We start from the raw sequence: 16,256 nt of genomic DNA on the forward strand, positions 1-16,256 counted from the left end.
ATTTTGAAGTTACTTCAAATTATTGCCTAAATTAAGTTCAACCCAATTGATATCCATGCAAACGTTTGGCAAAAGAGGAGAGGCCATGGCAGAGATTGAACTTCGCCAAAAAGGTTATAAGATACTGCAAAGGAACTTTCGCTACGGAAAATCAGAGATCGACCTGATTGTACAGGGAGAAGGCTTACTCATTTTTGTCGAGGTAAAGACCAGAAGCTCAAACAGCTTTGGTTTTCCCGAAGACTTTGTCGGTAAGAATCAACAGGAGGCTATCATTAGAGCGGCTAACTATTACGTTGAGGAATCGGGGTGGAAAGGAGATATTCGTTTTGATATTGTAGCAGTAGTAGTAAAACAGACCACTATTCAGATAGAGCACCTCAAAGATGCTTTCTATTGACCTGCCTTAGGTGAAACATAAACAGTGCTTGAGTTTCGGTCCCACTCACGCATTATAAATGGCTCAAAGTCCCAATCATAGAAGTTCTTAGGGTATTGCAGTTGTCTTTTTCTGGCTACAATTCCAGGTATATCATGGTATTCTGTCCATACACCCACTTTCTGATCAAAGATATATTGACCAGCAACAGCTACATTTCCACTGGGATAGAAGAGATAGTAAGGACCTTCCTTTTTACCATATCTGTAAGGAATCACTTCCTTGATTCTGGTTTTCTGACCTTCGTCATAATAGGTAATCTTTGAGTCGGCCAGCCAGCCCTTGTTGTAGTGCTCTTTTTCATAAAGGGTAGAGTCCATACGCTGATAGAGCCAGGTACTATGTTTAGTACCATAATAGAAGTCACCCTTTTCTACCACTATATCATTGATAATCCGCTCATAAGGCCCGTGAAGTACCCTATCCAATGTCTGGCCCTTTCCTTCAACGGCTCTTATAGCATTGTTTTCTGTGTCATGGTAGAATATCTGCCTAACATAACTGTCAACCTGAATTGGCTCAGGCAGAACATAGAATAATTTATAGTCTTCTGTATTCCGATTGGTAAAGGAGGTAAAGGCCTTCTTGGTCTTCTCACCATAGAAGACATTTCTTTTTACTCTTAGTTCAGCATCGGGAATGGTATCGGTTTCCGGCTCTTGTTCGTCTTCAAGCGTAATATCCGGCTTATCTGGATCTTTCTCCTCTTCGACAGGAGCAAAGATCTGATCTACGCCAGCACAGGCGGTCATTAGCCAGATCAAACCAAACAACAAAAACCGTTTTTGCATGCGTGAAGATAACGAATCAATCGGAAGTGTATTTCAGTAGCCGTCATCTAAAACCTTAAGTAACAATTGTTACCACAGCTCAACATTATTGGCTCTTACTTGCAGTAGCAATTAAAAGCAAAGACAATGGAAACAGCAATAGAAAATGGCGTGACTCAAATGCCAAGAATTGGAGATCAAGCTCCAGACTTTGAGGCTTTGACAACTACAGGAAAAATCAAATTCTCAGAATTTGCTCAAGGTAAGTGGATAGTGATGTTTTCTCACCCTGCTGACTTCACCCCTGTTTGCACTACTGAGATGAGTGGCTTTGCCACAAGAAAAGGAGAGTTCGATGCTCTCAACACAGAGTTAATCGGTTTGAGTATCGACAGTATCCATGCGCACCTGGGATGGGTAGATAATGTGAGAAAGAACACCGGGGTTTACTTCAACTTTCCAATCATAGCAGACCTTGATATGAAGGTTTCGAAGCTATATGGTATGCTACAGCCTAATGAAAGCGAAACAGCTGCAGTAAGAGCCGTATTCTTTATTGATCCTGAAAAGAAAGTACGACTTATTATGTACTATCCACTTAATGTTGGAAGAAACATGGATGAGATATTGAGAGCTCTTGAGGCTCTTCAAACCTCCGATCAATACAAAGTGGCGATGCCGCTAGACTGGAAAAAAGGAGATAAAGTGATTGTTCCCCCACCAAAAACATTGGAAGAAATGGAAGCTCGTCTGGAAGACGATTCTATTGAGAAAATTGATTTTTATCTGGCTAAGAAAGACCTGGCCTGATTGGTTTTTGGTGAACTATGAAGGATGAGGCTGAGCCTCATCCTTTTCTATTTCTATGTGTAATTATAAAGGAGAAACAGATGTTTGGATTGTTTAAATCAGACGCAAAGCATTACAGTAATATAGATGCTGCAGAATTTGCCAACTTAATGAAGGAAGAAGACCATGTGGTGTTAGATGTAAGATCCCCGCAAGAGCAGTTGGAGGGAGCCATTCCTGGCAACATATTAATCAACCTATTCGACCCTTCATTTAAACAGAAAATTGAAAAACTGGATAAAAGTAAAACCTACCTGATTTACTGCAGAAGTGGCAACAGAAGCAAAACGGTTTGCTCCATGATGTCAAGTATGGGTTTTGAACATCTATACAATTTGAGAGGTGGTATCTATGCCTGGAATCAGCTCAAAGCAGTTAATCATTAATGGATGAAAAATAAAAAACCCAGCCTGCGATTTCCGATTATGCTGAGCCTCACCCTAGGCCTGGCTCCTTTTGTACCCGAACCTCATATTGTGGGTAAAATCAGGTGGATTTGGGGTGGTGCCGTAGGTATGGGACCAATGGATTATTTCGATATAATACTTCATGGCAGCCCCTGGGTCTACCTTATTTATTCCCTGGTGCTATATGCCAGAAACTCATCCAAAAACACTGAGACCATCAAGAGATAAATAACAATAATATTCCTCACCCTCATTATACCTAAAGAAGAAAGCCGGATTGATCCGGCTTTTTTGTTAATCAGAATTTCTAACAAACAAAAAAAGCTGACTTTTCAGTCAGCTTTTGCTCCTCCTCTTGGGCTCGAACCAAGGACCCTCTGATTAACAGTCAGATGCTCTAACCAACTGAGCTAAGGAGGAATTTTAATCTTCATCCGGATCGTTTTCCGAATGGGTGTGCAATATTAGCAGTTGCTAAAATATAAACCAAAATCTTTTCGGAGATTTTCTCGCTATCAGATAGAAATTATATCGAAGTACACCACAATGTAAATCAAGGCAAACACTGTCAGAAAAATCAGTCCTGCTTTAGCCAGATTCTTCAACCATGGTTTAGGCTTATAGTCCTCACTGATCTGGTCAGACATAATCACCTTATAATTGATGTAAGCAAACACTGGAGCAATAACGAATGAAAGCGTAGTAGCCAGGTCAACCAAATCCTTCAGGTTAGAAGACAGCAAAAGAATGAACACGAATGAAACACCCGCTACCAAAACCATCATCGCAGTGTATAGTGTTCGAATACCCGTAGTCTTAAAAAACAGTAGCCTGATGGTTTCTCCCATAGCTCGACCAAACCCATCAACCACCGTAATTGTAGTACTGAACATAGCAGAGAAAGCGGCTATCGCGATGATCACATAGGCCCAGCTACCAATGGCACTGGTGTAAAGTTTCACCACTTGATCTGAAAAGACAGCACTGTTGCTGGATAGCTCAACTCCAGAACCATACATAACATAGGTGCCTAGTGTCAAAAAGCAAAGCGCCAGTATTGCCGTAATAATGTAGCCAAAGTTGAAGTCGAAGAGTATCTCTTTCAGCCTGGGCTGGTACCCGGTTTGTTTCATTCTTTCAACTGCCCAAAGGCTGTTCCAGGTAGAAAGATCAACAGCCGTTGGCATCCAGCCCATTAAAGCAATCAAAAAGATGATACCCTCTCTCTCCATCAACTCTTTCGGAATAAAGTTTTCCACCGGCTCTATAGGCCCTTTTCCTAGCACACCAAAAAAAGCCACCAGCGTAGAAATCAGAAGCACAGACCCAATAATCTTCAGTAACCCATCCAGCAAACTATACTTGCCAAGAGCCAATATCAGTGTACACATGGCCAAAAGACAAGCGGAAACCCAGGTCGGATCAAAATCCCAGCCCATTAGATTATTGAGCATTCCGGCTGTTACAAAGGTGACTGCAGCAGTTACCGTAAACATAGAGGCCAGACTCAAGAGAAAGTATACCCAAAGGACCCAACGCCCCTCTTTCTGGTATCCTTCTAAAATACTCTTCCTGGTTGCTCCAGCATACCTGCTTCCAAATTCAAAAAACGGATACTTAAAAAGATTCGCCAGAATGATAAAGAGTATCAGCTGAAAACCATAATCGGCCCCAGCCCTGGTGGACTGAACCAAATGTGAGACTCCAATACATGTACTGGCAAAGAGAATTCCAGGCCCCATGGCCTTGAGCAGGTGTTTTCTATCGAGAGACATTCAGGTATGATTGATTGCCTAAAATATAGAATCAAAATCGCATCTCATATAGCTGTTTTTCAAGCGGAAACTGTCATTGTGTCTACATTTTTTAAACTTTCTTTAAAAATCAAGCCATAATGGCGCAAAAATGAATTGAAAATGCTCTGGTATGATTTTCACATATAGGGATGACAAATGATTGAAAAAACTAAAAACACAAAAGATATGAACATGATTAAGAGAAATTCAGATTGGTTTGTCCCTAACACAATGGACAGGTTTTTCGACAATTTTTTCAATGATTCATTGAAAAATGGTGCTAACAGCTTTAACCCAAGAACGGATATAGCTGAAACAGATAAGGCCTTCGAAATTGAAATTGCCGTTCCAGGCTTCAACAAAAAGGATTTCAATATCGACTTGAATGACGGTTTGTTGACCATCAGTGGTGAAAGAAAATTCGAAAAGGAAAGAAGTGAGAAAAACTTCTACTCCATTCAAACAGAGTATGGGTCTTTCAAAAAATCATTCCAGCTGCCAGACAATATCAATAGCGAAAAAATTGAGGCCAGCTATGAAAACGGAATACTATCTCTGGCTATTCCAAAAGACGAAAGCAAGAAGTTAGTGAGTAAGATAAATGTGAAGTAGGTTTGAGTTGTTGAGGTTGATGAGGGGCCGCCATTTCTGGCGGCCTTTTTCATTTCAATTTTGTTAAATCGGGTTAATAACTCCTGAAATTTGAATAAATTAAAACTTGCGGTTTCTTAAGCCGTTTTACTAGTCAAATCAGACTGCAAGCATATGATTTCAAAAAGACAGTTTTTCCTGGGTTTATTGGCCTCTTCATTATTGGGTGGCCTGATTGTGTTGATTGGTATGAGTCTTTTGGATTCATCTGGAGGTAATCCGATTAATGGCTATGGACAGCCATCTGCCCTAACCACCTCTTTTGGTGAAATAGATAAAACCTCCAAAGATTATATCGTTCCTGAAGGCATTAATTTTATCAAGGCCTCAAGTGCAGCCGTACCTGCCGTTGTGCACATTACAAATACCGCTCGCTACAAAAGATCCAGATGGTTTGGAAGAGATACAAGAACCCGTCAGTCTACAGGTTCCGGAGTTATCATTTCAAAAGATGGATATGTAGCTACCAACTACCACGTGGTTGAAGGTGCCGATGAATTAGAGGTTCGACTTGACGATAATCGCAGATATGAAGCCGAGCTGATTGGAGTCGATGAAGATACAGATTTAGCATTGGTAAAAATTAAAGCGGCTGACCTACCCTATGTGGAGTTTGGCGACTCAGATCAGGTAAACATTGGTGAATGGGTGCTTGCAGTAGGAAACCCATTTGACTTAAACAATACGGTAACCGCAGGTATCGTCAGCGCCAAGGCGAGAAATATTAATCTTATTCAAAGCGGAAGAGAACAGAATTATGGTATTGAATCATTTATTCAAACTGATGCAGTAGTCAACAGAGGCAATAGTGGTGGTGCACTGGTGAACTTAGATGGTGAACTAATCGGTATCAACACAGCCATTGCTACCAATACTGGAACTTTCAACGGATACTCCTTTGCCGTTCCGTCCATCCTGGTGAAAAAGGTAATGGATGATCTGCTGGAGTTTGGCGAAGTACAAAGGGGCTTACTCGGTGTAACCATAACGGATGCAGACGGACGTACCACTAATGAATTGAGCGGAGTGTTGATCCGTGGCGTAACTCCTGATGGGGCTGCAGATAAAGCTGGTATGAAAGAAGGAGATGTAATCGTAGGCATCAACGAGCGTATGGTAAGAACCACAAGTGAACTTCAGGAGTTAGTGGCACGCCAAAGACCGGGCGATAATATCCTGGTAAAGTTTAAGCGAGATGGAAAACAGAAAGAGACAAACCTTACACTCAGAAAGAAAGATGATTTTGTCGCTGATATTACCCCTGAAGAAATACAACTCAGTTATAAAATCGAAGGATCAACCTTTATCGACATCAGCGACAGAATTAAACAACGTCTGAAAATTGAGGGCGGTGTTCAATTACTCGAGATAGGCGAAGGAGCCTGGAGTGAAGCCGGAATTGGCGAAGGTTTTGTCATCACCAAAGTTGGTGACCTGGACATTAACAGCCTGGAAGAATTCCAGCAAATTATTGACGCTAAAACCCGCGACTTCTACGTAATGGGCAAATACCCGGATGGGGATAAAAAGTACTTCCGAATCAACTGGTAGTCTAAAGACAAAGCATAAACAAGAAGCCTCAGAAATGAGGCTTTTTTGCTATATGGAGAAGCAATCCGGTCATTTCTTGGACACCTGTGAAAATACTCGTAATTATGAACCTAGGAACTAATTGAAGGAAATAGAAATGGATAATTTTGGAATTGATCAGGTACTCAAAAACCTGGGCGTTAATCAAACCAATCATGGTACCTCCACAGGTACAAAATCTTCCGGTAAAGGAAACGAACTCAAGTCATACACCCCTGTTAGTGGTGAATACATAGCCTCTGTAACTACCACAACAGAAGAGGAATATGAAGAAGTAATTGCCACTGCTCAACAAGCTTTTTTGCAATGGAGAGATGTAACCGCCCCAATGAGAGGCGAGGTAGTGCGTCAGTTCGGAGAGAAGCTAAGAAAATATAAAGAAGACTTAGGAAAACTGGTTTCTTATGAAATGGGAAAATCCTACCAGGAAGGATTAGGTGAAGTACAGGAAATGATTGACATCTGTGACTTTGCTGTAGGTCTTTCCAGACAACTACATGGCCTGACCATCAAGTCTGAAAGACCCGGTCACCACATGCAGGAGCAATGGCATCCGCTTGGTATCGTAGGCATTATTTCCGCTTTTAACTTCCCCGTAGCCGTATGGTCATGGAATACAGCACTTGCCTGGGTGTGCGGAGACGTATGTATATGGAAACCATCGGAGAAGACACCACTTACCGCTGTGGCCTGTCAAAACCTGATCACCGAAACATTGCAAGAAAACAACATGCCTGAAGGCATTTCCTGCATCATTAATGGTGACTACAAGGTGGGTGAAATGATGACAAAAGACGAACGCGTTCCTTTGATCTCAGCAACTGGCTCTATCAGAATGGGTAAAATTGTTGGACAAACAGTAGCATCCAGACTAGGTAAGTCAATCCTCGAGTTGGGAGGAAACAATGCCATCATTGTAACCCCAGAGGCTGATTTAAAAATGACGGTAATTGGTAGTGTATTCGGAGCAGTAGGTACTGCCGGTCAAAGATGTACTTCTACCCGTAGAATTATTATTCATGAATCTATATACGACCAGGTAAAAGATGCTATTGTCAATGCTTACAAGCAGTTGAGAATCGGCAACCCGCTCGATGAAACTAATCATGTAGGACCTCTTATCGATAAAGACGCAGTAAATAACTACCTCAACGCCATTGAATCTGTACAGAAAGAAGGAGGTAAAGTCATTGTAGAAGGTGGTGTCCTGGAAGGAGAAGGCTATGAAAGTGGTTGCTATGTAAAGCCATGTATTGTTGAAGCTGATAACAGTTACGCTACAGTACAGGAAGAAACATTTGCCCCCATTCTGTATCTGTTGAAATATTCTGGTGATGTGAATGACGCCATAGCTATTCAAAATGGAGTAAAACAAGGGCTTTCTTCGGCCATCATGACCAATAATGTCCAAGAGGCCTATAGCTTTCTATCAGCTACCGGATCCGATTGTGGAATTGCCAATGTGAATATTGGAACTTCAGGTGCCGAAATTGGAGGAGCCTTTGGAGGAGAGAAAGAAACCGGAGGAGGAAGAGAATCTGGTTCTGATGCATGGAAGGGATACATGAGAAGACAAACCAATACGATTAACTATACCGACAAGCTCCCACTAGCTCAGGGAATCAAATTCGATTTAGGATAATCATCAACATAAAATAGAAAATCCTCACTAAGCTTACTTGGTGAGGATTTTTTATATCAGGCTCAGGTGCTCAAAGGAAAATTCAGCGCCACGTTTATCCAGCGAGGTAACACTTACTGTTTTCACTTTGCCTTCTCTGTTCATTACAAAGTCGTTCCAGGCATCACCTTTGCCACCAAATTGATGAAATGAAAGAATCTCGTCCTGATTAAAACTACCTTTCCCCTTCAGCCACTCATTGAACCACTTTCTTCTCTCATCCCTCACCGGCTGAGGATACAATGTTGAAGAGGACCAGATATAAGGACTGTCTTGATTCAATACCTGATGGTTCAGCTCATTTTCATTCCAAACTAGTTGATTGAGTCTTAACTCCTCCTCACTATGATCAATGAGAACCAGGGTAAAGGGCTCAATACCATCGAAATCATAATTCTTCACAAAGCTTTCTACGTGGTTGATTTCAAAAAAGTCAAGCAACATAATTCCCCTGCTCAATCGATAGGGCGGTCTATGTTGATGTTTTTCAAAAGCCCCATTCAGAAGACATAAAGTAAACCGGTCTTCATCTGTGGCAAACCAGGTTCCTCCGGCTTTAGGGTCTTTGGGAAACCGAACCTCTCTACCTTCTATCAATTGGCTATTCAGCTCATGACTAGCCCTTGAGGGATCTTCATCACGATTAGAAGTAAGAATAAAGTCCCGATTCTTTTTCGGTAGAAATGTTACTGTGCACATTCAAGCTCCTTTTGATACCTTACTGTTGAATAGGCAACACCAAAATTGGCCGGAAGTTCAACATCTTTAAAGCTCGAGCTGATCGCTATTTTTATAATCGCCATATGGTGTATGGCATGTTCAATATTGTATTGAAGTTCTCTGAAAAAAGAACTCTTCAAAGTCTGTTGTGCCGATTGATCATCACAGTAATTGACTTTAAGAGTTAAAGAAAAATCATTGTCCAATGACTCAATTTCCTGCTTCAGTGAGTTCATTTTCTCAACAGCCAATTCGGCATTAGTCTCAATGACCTTATCATGACTCCTCTGGTCATAGTTGACAAAACCGGCTTCTTTACCCAACATCATTAAGTCAAAAAATTCAATAATATGTCTTACGTGCTTGCCAACAGTGTTGCCGGATAACACGTCTAAAGACTGACTGAATCTATTACTGTTCAGCTGATTAGTTGCCGAAATAAGCTGATCTAATATCTCTTTTGATACCCTTTGAAGTTCCATTCAAAAAATTCTTGATTAAAAATACGGTTTTTTAGCGCTAATGAAAGTAGGTTCCGATTCTAGTTTTTAATAATCTTAGCCCATTCCTTTTCTGCCTTGGGGAGAAGTACAGATTCTTCCTTATTCCAGAGTTTAAGAGTATTGGTGAATCTAAAGTTGTAAAAAAGATACAGTTTGCCATCTACAATTTTGAAAGTCTCAGGGTCAATTTTAACCTTATCCCCATCAGCCATGGCATAGGCACAGTATCCCCCATACTGAGGTTCATACTTTGATGGATTAGCAACAAATAGTCTTTTGTTCTCTTCACTGGCGAAACGATAGGTCACCCCATTGTGAGTATATGAAATACTCTCTTTACCTTCCTCAGCCTTGTTCTTGGTGAAATAACTCACCGGATCGTATCCTTGAATAGCCACATTCTTTTCAAGGTTATAGTGTTTTTTGGAGTAGGTGTCCTGAGCCATAGTGGGCATTATTAAGCCCAACAGCATAATCAACACGAAAAATTGCTTCATCACTTTAAGTTTAGAGGCATAAACGAAAAATATAACACATCGGGTTGAATCAAAAGATCATTTGGCTGACACTTGAACTCTATTCTGCGGAAGTTTGTATAAATTACTCACGATATATCGTGAAGTAACTATGGAGATCATATCAGAACATCCGCTTCTGGCTCAGTTCACGGTGGAAAGAGCTCTTGCTTCTATTCTTTGGATGGATGAGGCGGGTAAGATTCATTTTGCCAATCATACGGCCATCAATCAGTATGGCTACACATTGGAGGAATTCAGGCAGCTATCCATTTTTGATATCAACCCCAATTTCAATCCAAAACGCTACAGCAAACTCTGGAAGGAGTCTAAGCATGTGCAAAGTCTCCGGTTTGAATCTTCACATCTTAAAAAGGGAGGACACGAATTCCCGGTTGAGATTTTTGTCAATCATATCGAGTTCGAAGGAAAGGCCTATAATGTCAGTTTCATTCTGGATATCAGCCAACGCAAGAGACAAGAACAACTACTCAAGTTGGTTTCAGAAGCCACCGCAGCCAAAATTGGAACAGACTTCTTCAAAACCCTTGTCGAAAGAATCTCTAAAGCACTTAATGTGCACATGGTTGTGGTGACCGAATGTACTGATGCCACAAAAGCCAGACTGAGAACATTGGCCTACTTCAAGGGTGATGAAATAAGAGAGAACGTTGAGTACGATGTCAATGGCACCCCTTGCGGAGTGATCATGGAAACCTCAGAATCATTGCTGATCAAAGAAAAGACCTATGCGCAGTTCACCCGTGATGTGGGGGTTGAGGGGTACTTTGGGGTTCCCATCATCAATAGGCAAGGCGAAACCATTGGCCACATCGGACTATTCAATGACGATGTACTGGATCTCACCTCTGAGGAACAGGAGATACTGAAGATATTTTCTGATAGAGCTGCCGCAGAAATAGAACGGAACATAGCCAGCGACCAACTGATGTCAGCCATGGAAGAGGTAAAAAGCCTGAAAGACAAGTTGGAGGCAGAAAACATTTACCTACAGCAGGAAATTCAACTTGAGCACAACTTTGAGGAGATAATTACTCAGAGTGAAGATTTCAGGTCAATTCTGGCCAACTGTGAGCAGGCAGCTGTAACAGATGCTACGGTGCTCATTTTGGGAGAATCAGGCACAGGTAAAGAGTTGCTGGCAAGAGCTATTCACAACATCAGCCCTAGAAGAAACCGGCCTTTGGTTAAGGTCAATTGTGCCGCATTACCTGCCAACCTGATAGAAAGTGAACTCTTCGGCCATGAAAAAGGAGCTTTTACCGGTGCCTTGGCCCGGAAAATCGGACGATTTGAATTAGCTGATGAAGGAACCATATTTCTGGATGAAATAGGTGAACTTCCGTTAGAGCTTCAATCAAAGCTCCTGCGCGCGTTGCAGGAAGGAGAGTTTGAAAGGTTAGGAAGTACCCAGACACAAAAGGTTAATGTCAGGGTTATTGCTGCTACAAATAGAAAGCTCCAGGAAGAAGTAGAAGAAGGTAAATTCAGAGCCGACCTGTTCTACAGACTCAATGTATTTCCCGTGAATAGCCTTCCGTTGAGAGAAAGAAAGGAAGACATTCCTCTCTTAGTAAGGCACTTCATGGAAAAATTTGGCACTAAAACCGGCAAGAAAGTAACCAACATCCCGAAGCGTTCTCTCAATGCACTACAGGCCTATAACTGGCCCGGTAATATCCGGGAGCTTGAAAACGTCATTGAGCGAGCCGTTATTCTATCTCCAGGCAACAAACTGGAACTGGGAGACTGGATTCCTAAAAAAGCTACTCAAACCAGCAGTTCAGAGCTGGAAACACTCGAAGAGTTCGAGAAAAAATATATACTCAGTGTACTCCAGAAAACCTCATGGCGAGTCAGTGGAGACAAAGGGGCTGCCAAAATACTTGGTTTAAAGCCAACCACATTAGAATCCAGAATGAAAAAGCTGGGTATTAAAAGAGGCCTGGTTTAGAGCTTGATCACAATATCAATAGCTGGTAAACCTCCTTCAAAATACATGACATCTATGGTAAGTTTCTTAGCGATATACCTGAGCCCACCTGAGATAATGGCATCTTCACCGGAAGTCAGAATGTAATTCTCAGTGACAAAAGCCAGACGATTAGTCAATCTGGTTATACCTCCCAGAGTAATGATACCACTACTATCAATTTCACCATTGGCAAAGGCATAGCCGGTTCCTACGGTAATGTTGTGCTCTTTACTGCCATAGGTAAGTAAACCGTTAACCGTTCCGGCATTAAAATCGGCCAGTGAACCCGCTACCGTAATATAGGACACTGAAGCAGCCAGGTTCAAATTGGGTGCCACAGGAGCTCCATATTTCGCATTGGCAAAGAGGATAGGGCTTCCGTTGAAAAGCGAGGTCAGTTCAACTCCGCCAATCACGCTCAGTCGATCTGTCAACCCATAACTAACCAGGTTGAAGAGTCCGTAGATATTCTGATAATATCCCTCACCACGCTCATGGGTGTAAGCTGACTGTCCAATGAAATAACGAGTAGGATTCGGGTTTGGAATCCTTCCTCTCTCATCCAGATAGAGAATTCTTTTAACTTCTGCTTTCTGAAAAGTAACCAGGCCAAGACTGGTGCTCCTGATTACAATGGTAGTTTCGTTTTCGGAGACCAATTCTCCCGCGATTTCAGATTTGTCTTCCAGATAAATGATGACCTTTTTACCTGTATCTGTCGTTACATCTTCCTGTGCATGTAAACTAAAAACTGTAGCCATTAAGAGGCATAAAGCGAGTGTGAGTTGTTTCATATCAATTCCTGATATTTCGTGATTAATCCTTTTGAGTTTGTTCTTTGAGCCTTAAAGCGCAGCAAATTAAGATTTTAGCTGAATTTTTATTCAAATATTTTATTCACGACATATTAGGCTATTCCTGATATATCGTGAATAAAATTCATGCTTAAAATAGAAAATATGAATTCAATTCATTGATTATCAATGTGTTATTTATTAAAAAAATCGTTTGGCACACCAATTGTCAATAGCCTGACGGTTTTGCAGACGGTAAAACGACATCGTATTGAAAGACATTTATTCTTTTTGATTTGAGCCCGTACAAGAGATAAACTTCGTAAATCATGTTCCGTTGATTAAATTCAATGCATTAATGAGAAATAAGCTACCTCTTTTCTGGGTTAAGATTCTTTACTATGAATATTGGCCATTTTGGCTGTTCTTCTTGCCTCTAGTTCCCTATTGGATCTATCTGGCTATAAGAGCAAGGTCATTGACCTATTTCACGGCCGCTAATCCTGGTATTATTCACAGTGGAGTTTTTGGTGAATCCAAAATCGATATTCTTCGGAAAATCGATGCTCAGTATTTACCAAAGACCATCTACTTTGAAGCCCAGGCAGACTGGTTAGAAGTAAACAGGCAACTGGCTGACTTAAATCTCGACTATCCGGTAATACTGAAGCCCGATGTTGGAGAAAGAGGAAGCCAGGTAGAAAAGATCAATAATGCAGAGGACTTGAGAGAATACCTTGAGCAAAATCAAGAAAGCTTTATTGTACAGGAGTTTATTAATCACCCTCTTGAACTTGGAGTATTATTCTATCGGATTCCGGGTACCAATAAAAGCGGAATCAGTTCTGTGGTGATCAAAGAGTTTCTGAGTGTAACAGGCAACGGAAGGTCAACTCTTCGTGAATTGATACTTCAAAGTGAAAGAGCCCATTTACAACTGGAAAGTCTGACCCGAAAGTTTGGAGAAGAGATGAATCAGGTGCTGCCGGCAGGAGAGCAAAAGCTACTCCAGCCAATAGGCAACCACTGTAAAGGAACCAAGTTCCTTAGCGGACAACATCTCATCAACACACAGCTGGAAAACGTCTTCAGGCAAATTGCTGAGAAAATTGACGGTTTCAACTTTGGGAGATTTGACCTTAAAGTAGCCTCAGTAGAAGACCTCATGAGGGGTAAACAAATCAGGATAATGGAGTTGAATGGAGTAACCTCAGAACCAGGACATATTTATGACCCTTCTCTGAATCTCTTTCGCGCTTACAAAGACACGGCCGCTAACATGAAGTTAATGTTTCAGGTAAGTCAACAGTCTCGAAAGCTCGGTGCTCAGACCACTCCGGCATCAGAAATGATCAGATTGATCAGGCAACACTTCGGTAAAAAACCGGAGCAGGCCATGCAATCAGTCAAGAACCTAAGTGTACCAAATGCTCTGGGCGGTATTCAGTAGCTTATTACTTGCCACTGCCATCAGTTTTGCCGGATCTGTTCAATTAGGACCCGTCAATTTTGGCACCATACACACTGCGCTCAACAAGGATAAAAAGTCTGCTTTACGATTTGGTTTCGGAGGAAGCCTACCCGAATTGCTCTACTGTGGACTGGCATTTGCAAGTGCCAATCTGCTCGACAGATTCGATGGTTTTCAAGACACTCTGAAATATTTGACAATCGGGGTACTGCTGATTTTTGGCACCTTTCTGATGTTCCAGAAAAGTTCATCAGGCGCAGCAAAGCATCAGATGAAAAAAGGCAACGAGCTTTGGCTTGGTGCTACTTTCGGATTATTAAATCCACAACTATACCCGTTTTGGCTGTTTGTTATTACAAATCTCAAAACGAATCAAATACTTAATTCAACCCATTGGCTGGTTGAAACAGCATTTGTGCTGGGCTCGGCCTTGGGAGCTTTCCTTTTGCAGTATCTCGTTGCTGAATTCACCTCCAGAAAGAGGGAGTTCATTTATATGAGATTAACGAAAAACTATAATAAAGTGCTTGGTACCATCATCATTGGTATTGCACTCATACAACTGCTATTAAACCTATAGTCTATGCAAAGGGAAATGAAGTATTGGTATCTGAAAAACTTCGATTTGTTTTCAGACCTGAACAAAGAACAAATTAACGACCTGAGTGAAGTAGCTCGATTTGTGAGAATGAAGAAAGGTCAGTCTATCTATTTTGCCACAGAACAAGGCAGAAAGCTCTACTTTCTGATCAATGGCAAAGTCAAAATCAGTGAGATTGATGGCTTTGGAAATGAGCTTATTAAGAATATCGTACTGGGGGGAGATCATTTTGGTGAATTAAGCAACACAGATGTGAAACAGACTCAGGAATTTGCTGAGATTCTATCTAGCGAAGTGATCGTCTGTATTTTCAATCAGAAAGATTTCGAAGAGATAATGCAAAAGCATCCTGTCCTGGCACTTTCATTCGCCAAAAGAATGGCAGAAAAGCTACGCGGACTAGAGAACAGATACACTAACCTTGTTTTTAAAGATGTAAAAGCAAGACTGAAATCTTTCCTTGTCGAGTGGGCGAACAGAGAAGGTAAGCTGGATGAGAACGGCACGGTGATTAAAAATTACCTGACTCATAGTGAGATTGCCAATATCATTAGTTCGTCAAGACAAACGGTGACAACACTCATTAACGAACTGAAAGAAGAAGGTGTAATCCTTTACTCAAGGAAAGTGATTACTATTCCGAACCTTCATGCCATTGCAGCATAAATTTTAGATTTCATGGTATTGATGCAACCCTTCTCTCAATAGGGAAGTCTTTGACAAAAGTCAAAATCTCAATACCATGAAATATTTATTAACTGTACTCTGCCTTACGGCATTTTTTTCACTTTCGGCACAGGATAGCGAGTCTCGCGATTTGGATGAATTTACTGAGATTTCAGTATCTCAAGGCATCGACCTGATTGCAGAGAAAGGCTCATCTAACACCATCAGACTAGATGTTTCACGCATCGACCTCGAAGATGTCATCACCGAAGTGAGGGGAGGCAAGCTCTATGTTAAACTATCGAGAGGTAATCATAGAAGCAACCGGGTGAGAGCTACTCTTACCTATACTGAAGAGCTTGAAGATATACATGTAAGCACTGGTGCAGAAGCTGAATTCAAGACTAAAATTAAAACCAACCGATTGAGCGTCACCACTTCTACCAGTGGAATTGCCACTATCGATGTAGAAGCCAAGATAGTCGAGATGAGTGCTACTACCTCAGGAAAAATCCGCATTGAGGGAAAAAGCGAAGAAATCGAAGCAACCGCTTCCACAGGAGGAATGATCGATGCCTATGAACTACAGTCCAGCATGGCTTATGCCAGAGCTAACACCGGTGCAGACGTAATGATCAATGCAGAAGAGAGGCTCAGAGCCAGTGCTGGTACAGGAGGTTCTGTCAGATATAGTGGCAAACCCAGAACAGATATCCGAACCAATACGGGAGGAAGTGTAAGGAGAGGCGGATAATTAGCAATTCCGCATTAGCACCACTTAACCGATATGATTAATTTGAAGCTTAT

General features: G+C 41.5%; 18 protein-coding genes and 1 tRNA gene. 12 read left to right on the top strand and 7 right to left on the bottom strand.

The features are described 5' to 3' along the window. Positions 1-55 precede the first annotated feature (55 nt). Positions 56-400 (top strand): YraN family protein, encoded by a 345-nt coding sequence (locus ACOOEY_RS09270; protein ID WP_420388392.1) that lies wholly within the window; start codon positions 56-58, stop codon positions 398-400. Here the strand turns inward: ACOOEY_RS09270 and ACOOEY_RS09275 are convergent. Beyond that, positions 394-1,230, bottom strand: a complete 837-nt coding sequence (locus ACOOEY_RS09275) for a toxin-antitoxin system YwqK family antitoxin (protein ID WP_420388393.1) — start codon at positions 1,228-1,230, stop codon at positions 394-396. The genes ACOOEY_RS09270 and ACOOEY_RS09275 overlap by 7 nt on opposite strands. A gap of 126 nt (positions 1,231-1,356) precedes the next feature. Between ACOOEY_RS09275 and ACOOEY_RS09280 the strand changes: the two genes are divergently transcribed. From ACOOEY_RS09280 to ACOOEY_RS09290, 3 genes are all read left to right on the top strand, one after another. Beyond that, positions 1,357-2,019: a peroxiredoxin gene (locus ACOOEY_RS09280; RefSeq protein WP_420388394.1), complete on the top strand. Its 663-nt coding sequence runs from the start codon at positions 1,357-1,359 to the stop codon at positions 2,017-2,019. 80 nt (positions 2,020-2,099) lie between these two features. Beyond that, complete coding sequence (locus ACOOEY_RS09285; protein ID WP_420388395.1) at positions 2,100-2,444, top strand: rhodanese-like domain-containing protein; 345 nt, start codon at positions 2,100-2,102, stop codon at positions 2,442-2,444. A 3-nt stretch (positions 2,445-2,447) separates the two neighbouring features. Beyond that, positions 2,448-2,693, top strand: a complete 246-nt coding sequence (locus tag ACOOEY_RS09290; RefSeq protein WP_420388396.1) for a hypothetical protein — start codon at positions 2,448-2,450, stop codon at positions 2,691-2,693. Between the two features lie 118 nt (positions 2,694-2,811). Here the strand turns inward: ACOOEY_RS09290 and ACOOEY_RS09295 are convergent. Both ACOOEY_RS09295 and ACOOEY_RS09300 read right to left on the bottom strand, forming a co-directional pair. Continuing rightward, positions 2,812-2,885, bottom strand: a tRNA-Asn gene (locus tag ACOOEY_RS09295). A 95-nt stretch (positions 2,886-2,980) separates the two neighbouring features. Next, positions 2,981-4,240, bottom strand: a complete 1,260-nt coding sequence (locus tag ACOOEY_RS09300; protein WP_420388397.1) for an NRAMP family divalent metal transporter — start codon at positions 4,238-4,240, stop codon at positions 2,981-2,983. Between the two features lie 213 nt (positions 4,241-4,453). On the opposite strand from ACOOEY_RS09300, the gene ACOOEY_RS09305 reads away from it, so the two are divergent. The 3 genes from ACOOEY_RS09305 (at position 4,454) to ACOOEY_RS09315 (ending at position 8,144) form a co-directional block, all read left to right on the top strand. Then, positions 4,454-4,873, top strand: coding sequence for an Hsp20/alpha crystallin family protein (locus tag ACOOEY_RS09305; protein ID WP_420388398.1), 420 nt, complete (start codon positions 4,454-4,456; stop codon positions 4,871-4,873). 153 nt (positions 4,874-5,026) lie between these two features. Beyond that, positions 5,027-6,463, top strand: coding sequence for a S1C family serine protease (locus ACOOEY_RS09310; protein ID WP_420388399.1), 1,437 nt, complete (start codon positions 5,027-5,029; stop codon positions 6,461-6,463). A 136-nt stretch (positions 6,464-6,599) separates the two neighbouring features. Continuing rightward, complete coding sequence (locus tag ACOOEY_RS09315) at positions 6,600-8,144, top strand: aldehyde dehydrogenase family protein (protein ID WP_420388400.1); 1,545 nt, start codon at positions 6,600-6,602, stop codon at positions 8,142-8,144. Positions 8,145-8,195: 51 nt separating this feature from the next. Here the strand turns inward: ACOOEY_RS09315 and ACOOEY_RS09320 are convergent, their stop codons facing one another. Genes ACOOEY_RS09320 through ACOOEY_RS09330 form a run of 3 tightly spaced genes read right to left on the bottom strand, consistent with a single transcriptional unit; the run spans position 8,196 to position 9,903 of the window. Next, on the bottom strand, positions 8,196-8,882 hold the full coding sequence (locus tag ACOOEY_RS09320) for an NRDE family protein (RefSeq protein ID WP_420388401.1): 687 nt from the start codon (positions 8,880-8,882) through the stop codon (positions 8,196-8,198). Continuing rightward, a complete protein-coding gene (locus tag ACOOEY_RS09325) occupies positions 8,870-9,385 on the bottom strand; it encodes a hypothetical protein (RefSeq protein ID WP_420388402.1) in 516 nt (171 codons plus the stop codon). Before ACOOEY_RS09325 ends, ACOOEY_RS09320 begins: the two co-directional genes overlap by 13 nt. A 59-nt stretch (positions 9,386-9,444) precedes the next feature. Continuing rightward, positions 9,445-9,903 carry a YHS domain-containing (seleno)protein gene (locus tag ACOOEY_RS09330; protein ID WP_420388403.1) on the bottom strand — a complete coding sequence of 153 codons (459 nt, stop codon included), beginning with the start codon at positions 9,901-9,903 and terminating at the stop codon, positions 9,445-9,447. Between the two features lie 130 nt (positions 9,904-10,033). Between ACOOEY_RS09330 and ACOOEY_RS09335 the strand changes: the two genes are divergently transcribed. Next, a complete protein-coding gene (locus ACOOEY_RS09335; RefSeq protein ID WP_420388404.1) occupies positions 10,034-11,896 on the top strand; it encodes a sigma 54-interacting transcriptional regulator in 1,863 nt (620 codons plus the stop codon). On the opposite strand, the gene ACOOEY_RS09340 is transcribed toward ACOOEY_RS09335, so the two are convergent. Continuing rightward, positions 11,893-12,711 carry a hypothetical protein gene (locus ACOOEY_RS09340; protein ID WP_420388405.1) on the bottom strand — a complete coding sequence of 273 codons (819 nt, stop codon included), beginning with the start codon at positions 12,709-12,711 and terminating at the stop codon, positions 11,893-11,895. The genes ACOOEY_RS09335 and ACOOEY_RS09340 overlap by 4 nt on opposite strands. A 358-nt stretch (positions 12,712-13,069) precedes the next feature. On the opposite strand from ACOOEY_RS09340, the gene ACOOEY_RS09345 reads away from it, so the two are divergent. From ACOOEY_RS09345 to ACOOEY_RS09360, 4 genes are all read left to right on the top strand, one after another. Next, positions 13,070-14,161 carry a hypothetical protein gene (locus ACOOEY_RS09345; RefSeq protein ID WP_420388406.1) on the top strand — a complete coding sequence of 364 codons (1,092 nt, stop codon included), beginning with the start codon at positions 13,070-13,072 and terminating at the stop codon, positions 14,159-14,161. Beyond that, positions 14,139-14,762 carry a LysE family transporter gene (locus tag ACOOEY_RS09350; protein ID WP_420388407.1) on the top strand — a complete coding sequence of 208 codons (624 nt, stop codon included), beginning with the start codon at positions 14,139-14,141 and terminating at the stop codon, positions 14,760-14,762. The genes ACOOEY_RS09345 and ACOOEY_RS09350 overlap by 23 nt, the downstream gene beginning before the upstream one ends. Before the next feature lie 3 nt (positions 14,763-14,765). Then, a complete protein-coding gene (locus ACOOEY_RS09355; protein ID WP_420388408.1) occupies positions 14,766-15,449 on the top strand; it encodes a Crp/Fnr family transcriptional regulator in 684 nt (227 codons plus the stop codon). A gap of 76 nt (positions 15,450-15,525) precedes the next feature. After that, positions 15,526-16,203, top strand: coding sequence for a head GIN domain-containing protein (locus ACOOEY_RS09360; protein ID WP_420388409.1), 678 nt, complete (start codon positions 15,526-15,528; stop codon positions 16,201-16,203). The last annotated feature ends 53 nt before the right edge of the window (positions 16,204-16,256 follow it).

Source organism: Roseivirga sp., assembly GCF_965216855.1.
Taxonomy (GTDB): Bacteria; Bacteroidota; Bacteroidia; order Cytophagales; family Cyclobacteriaceae; genus Roseivirga.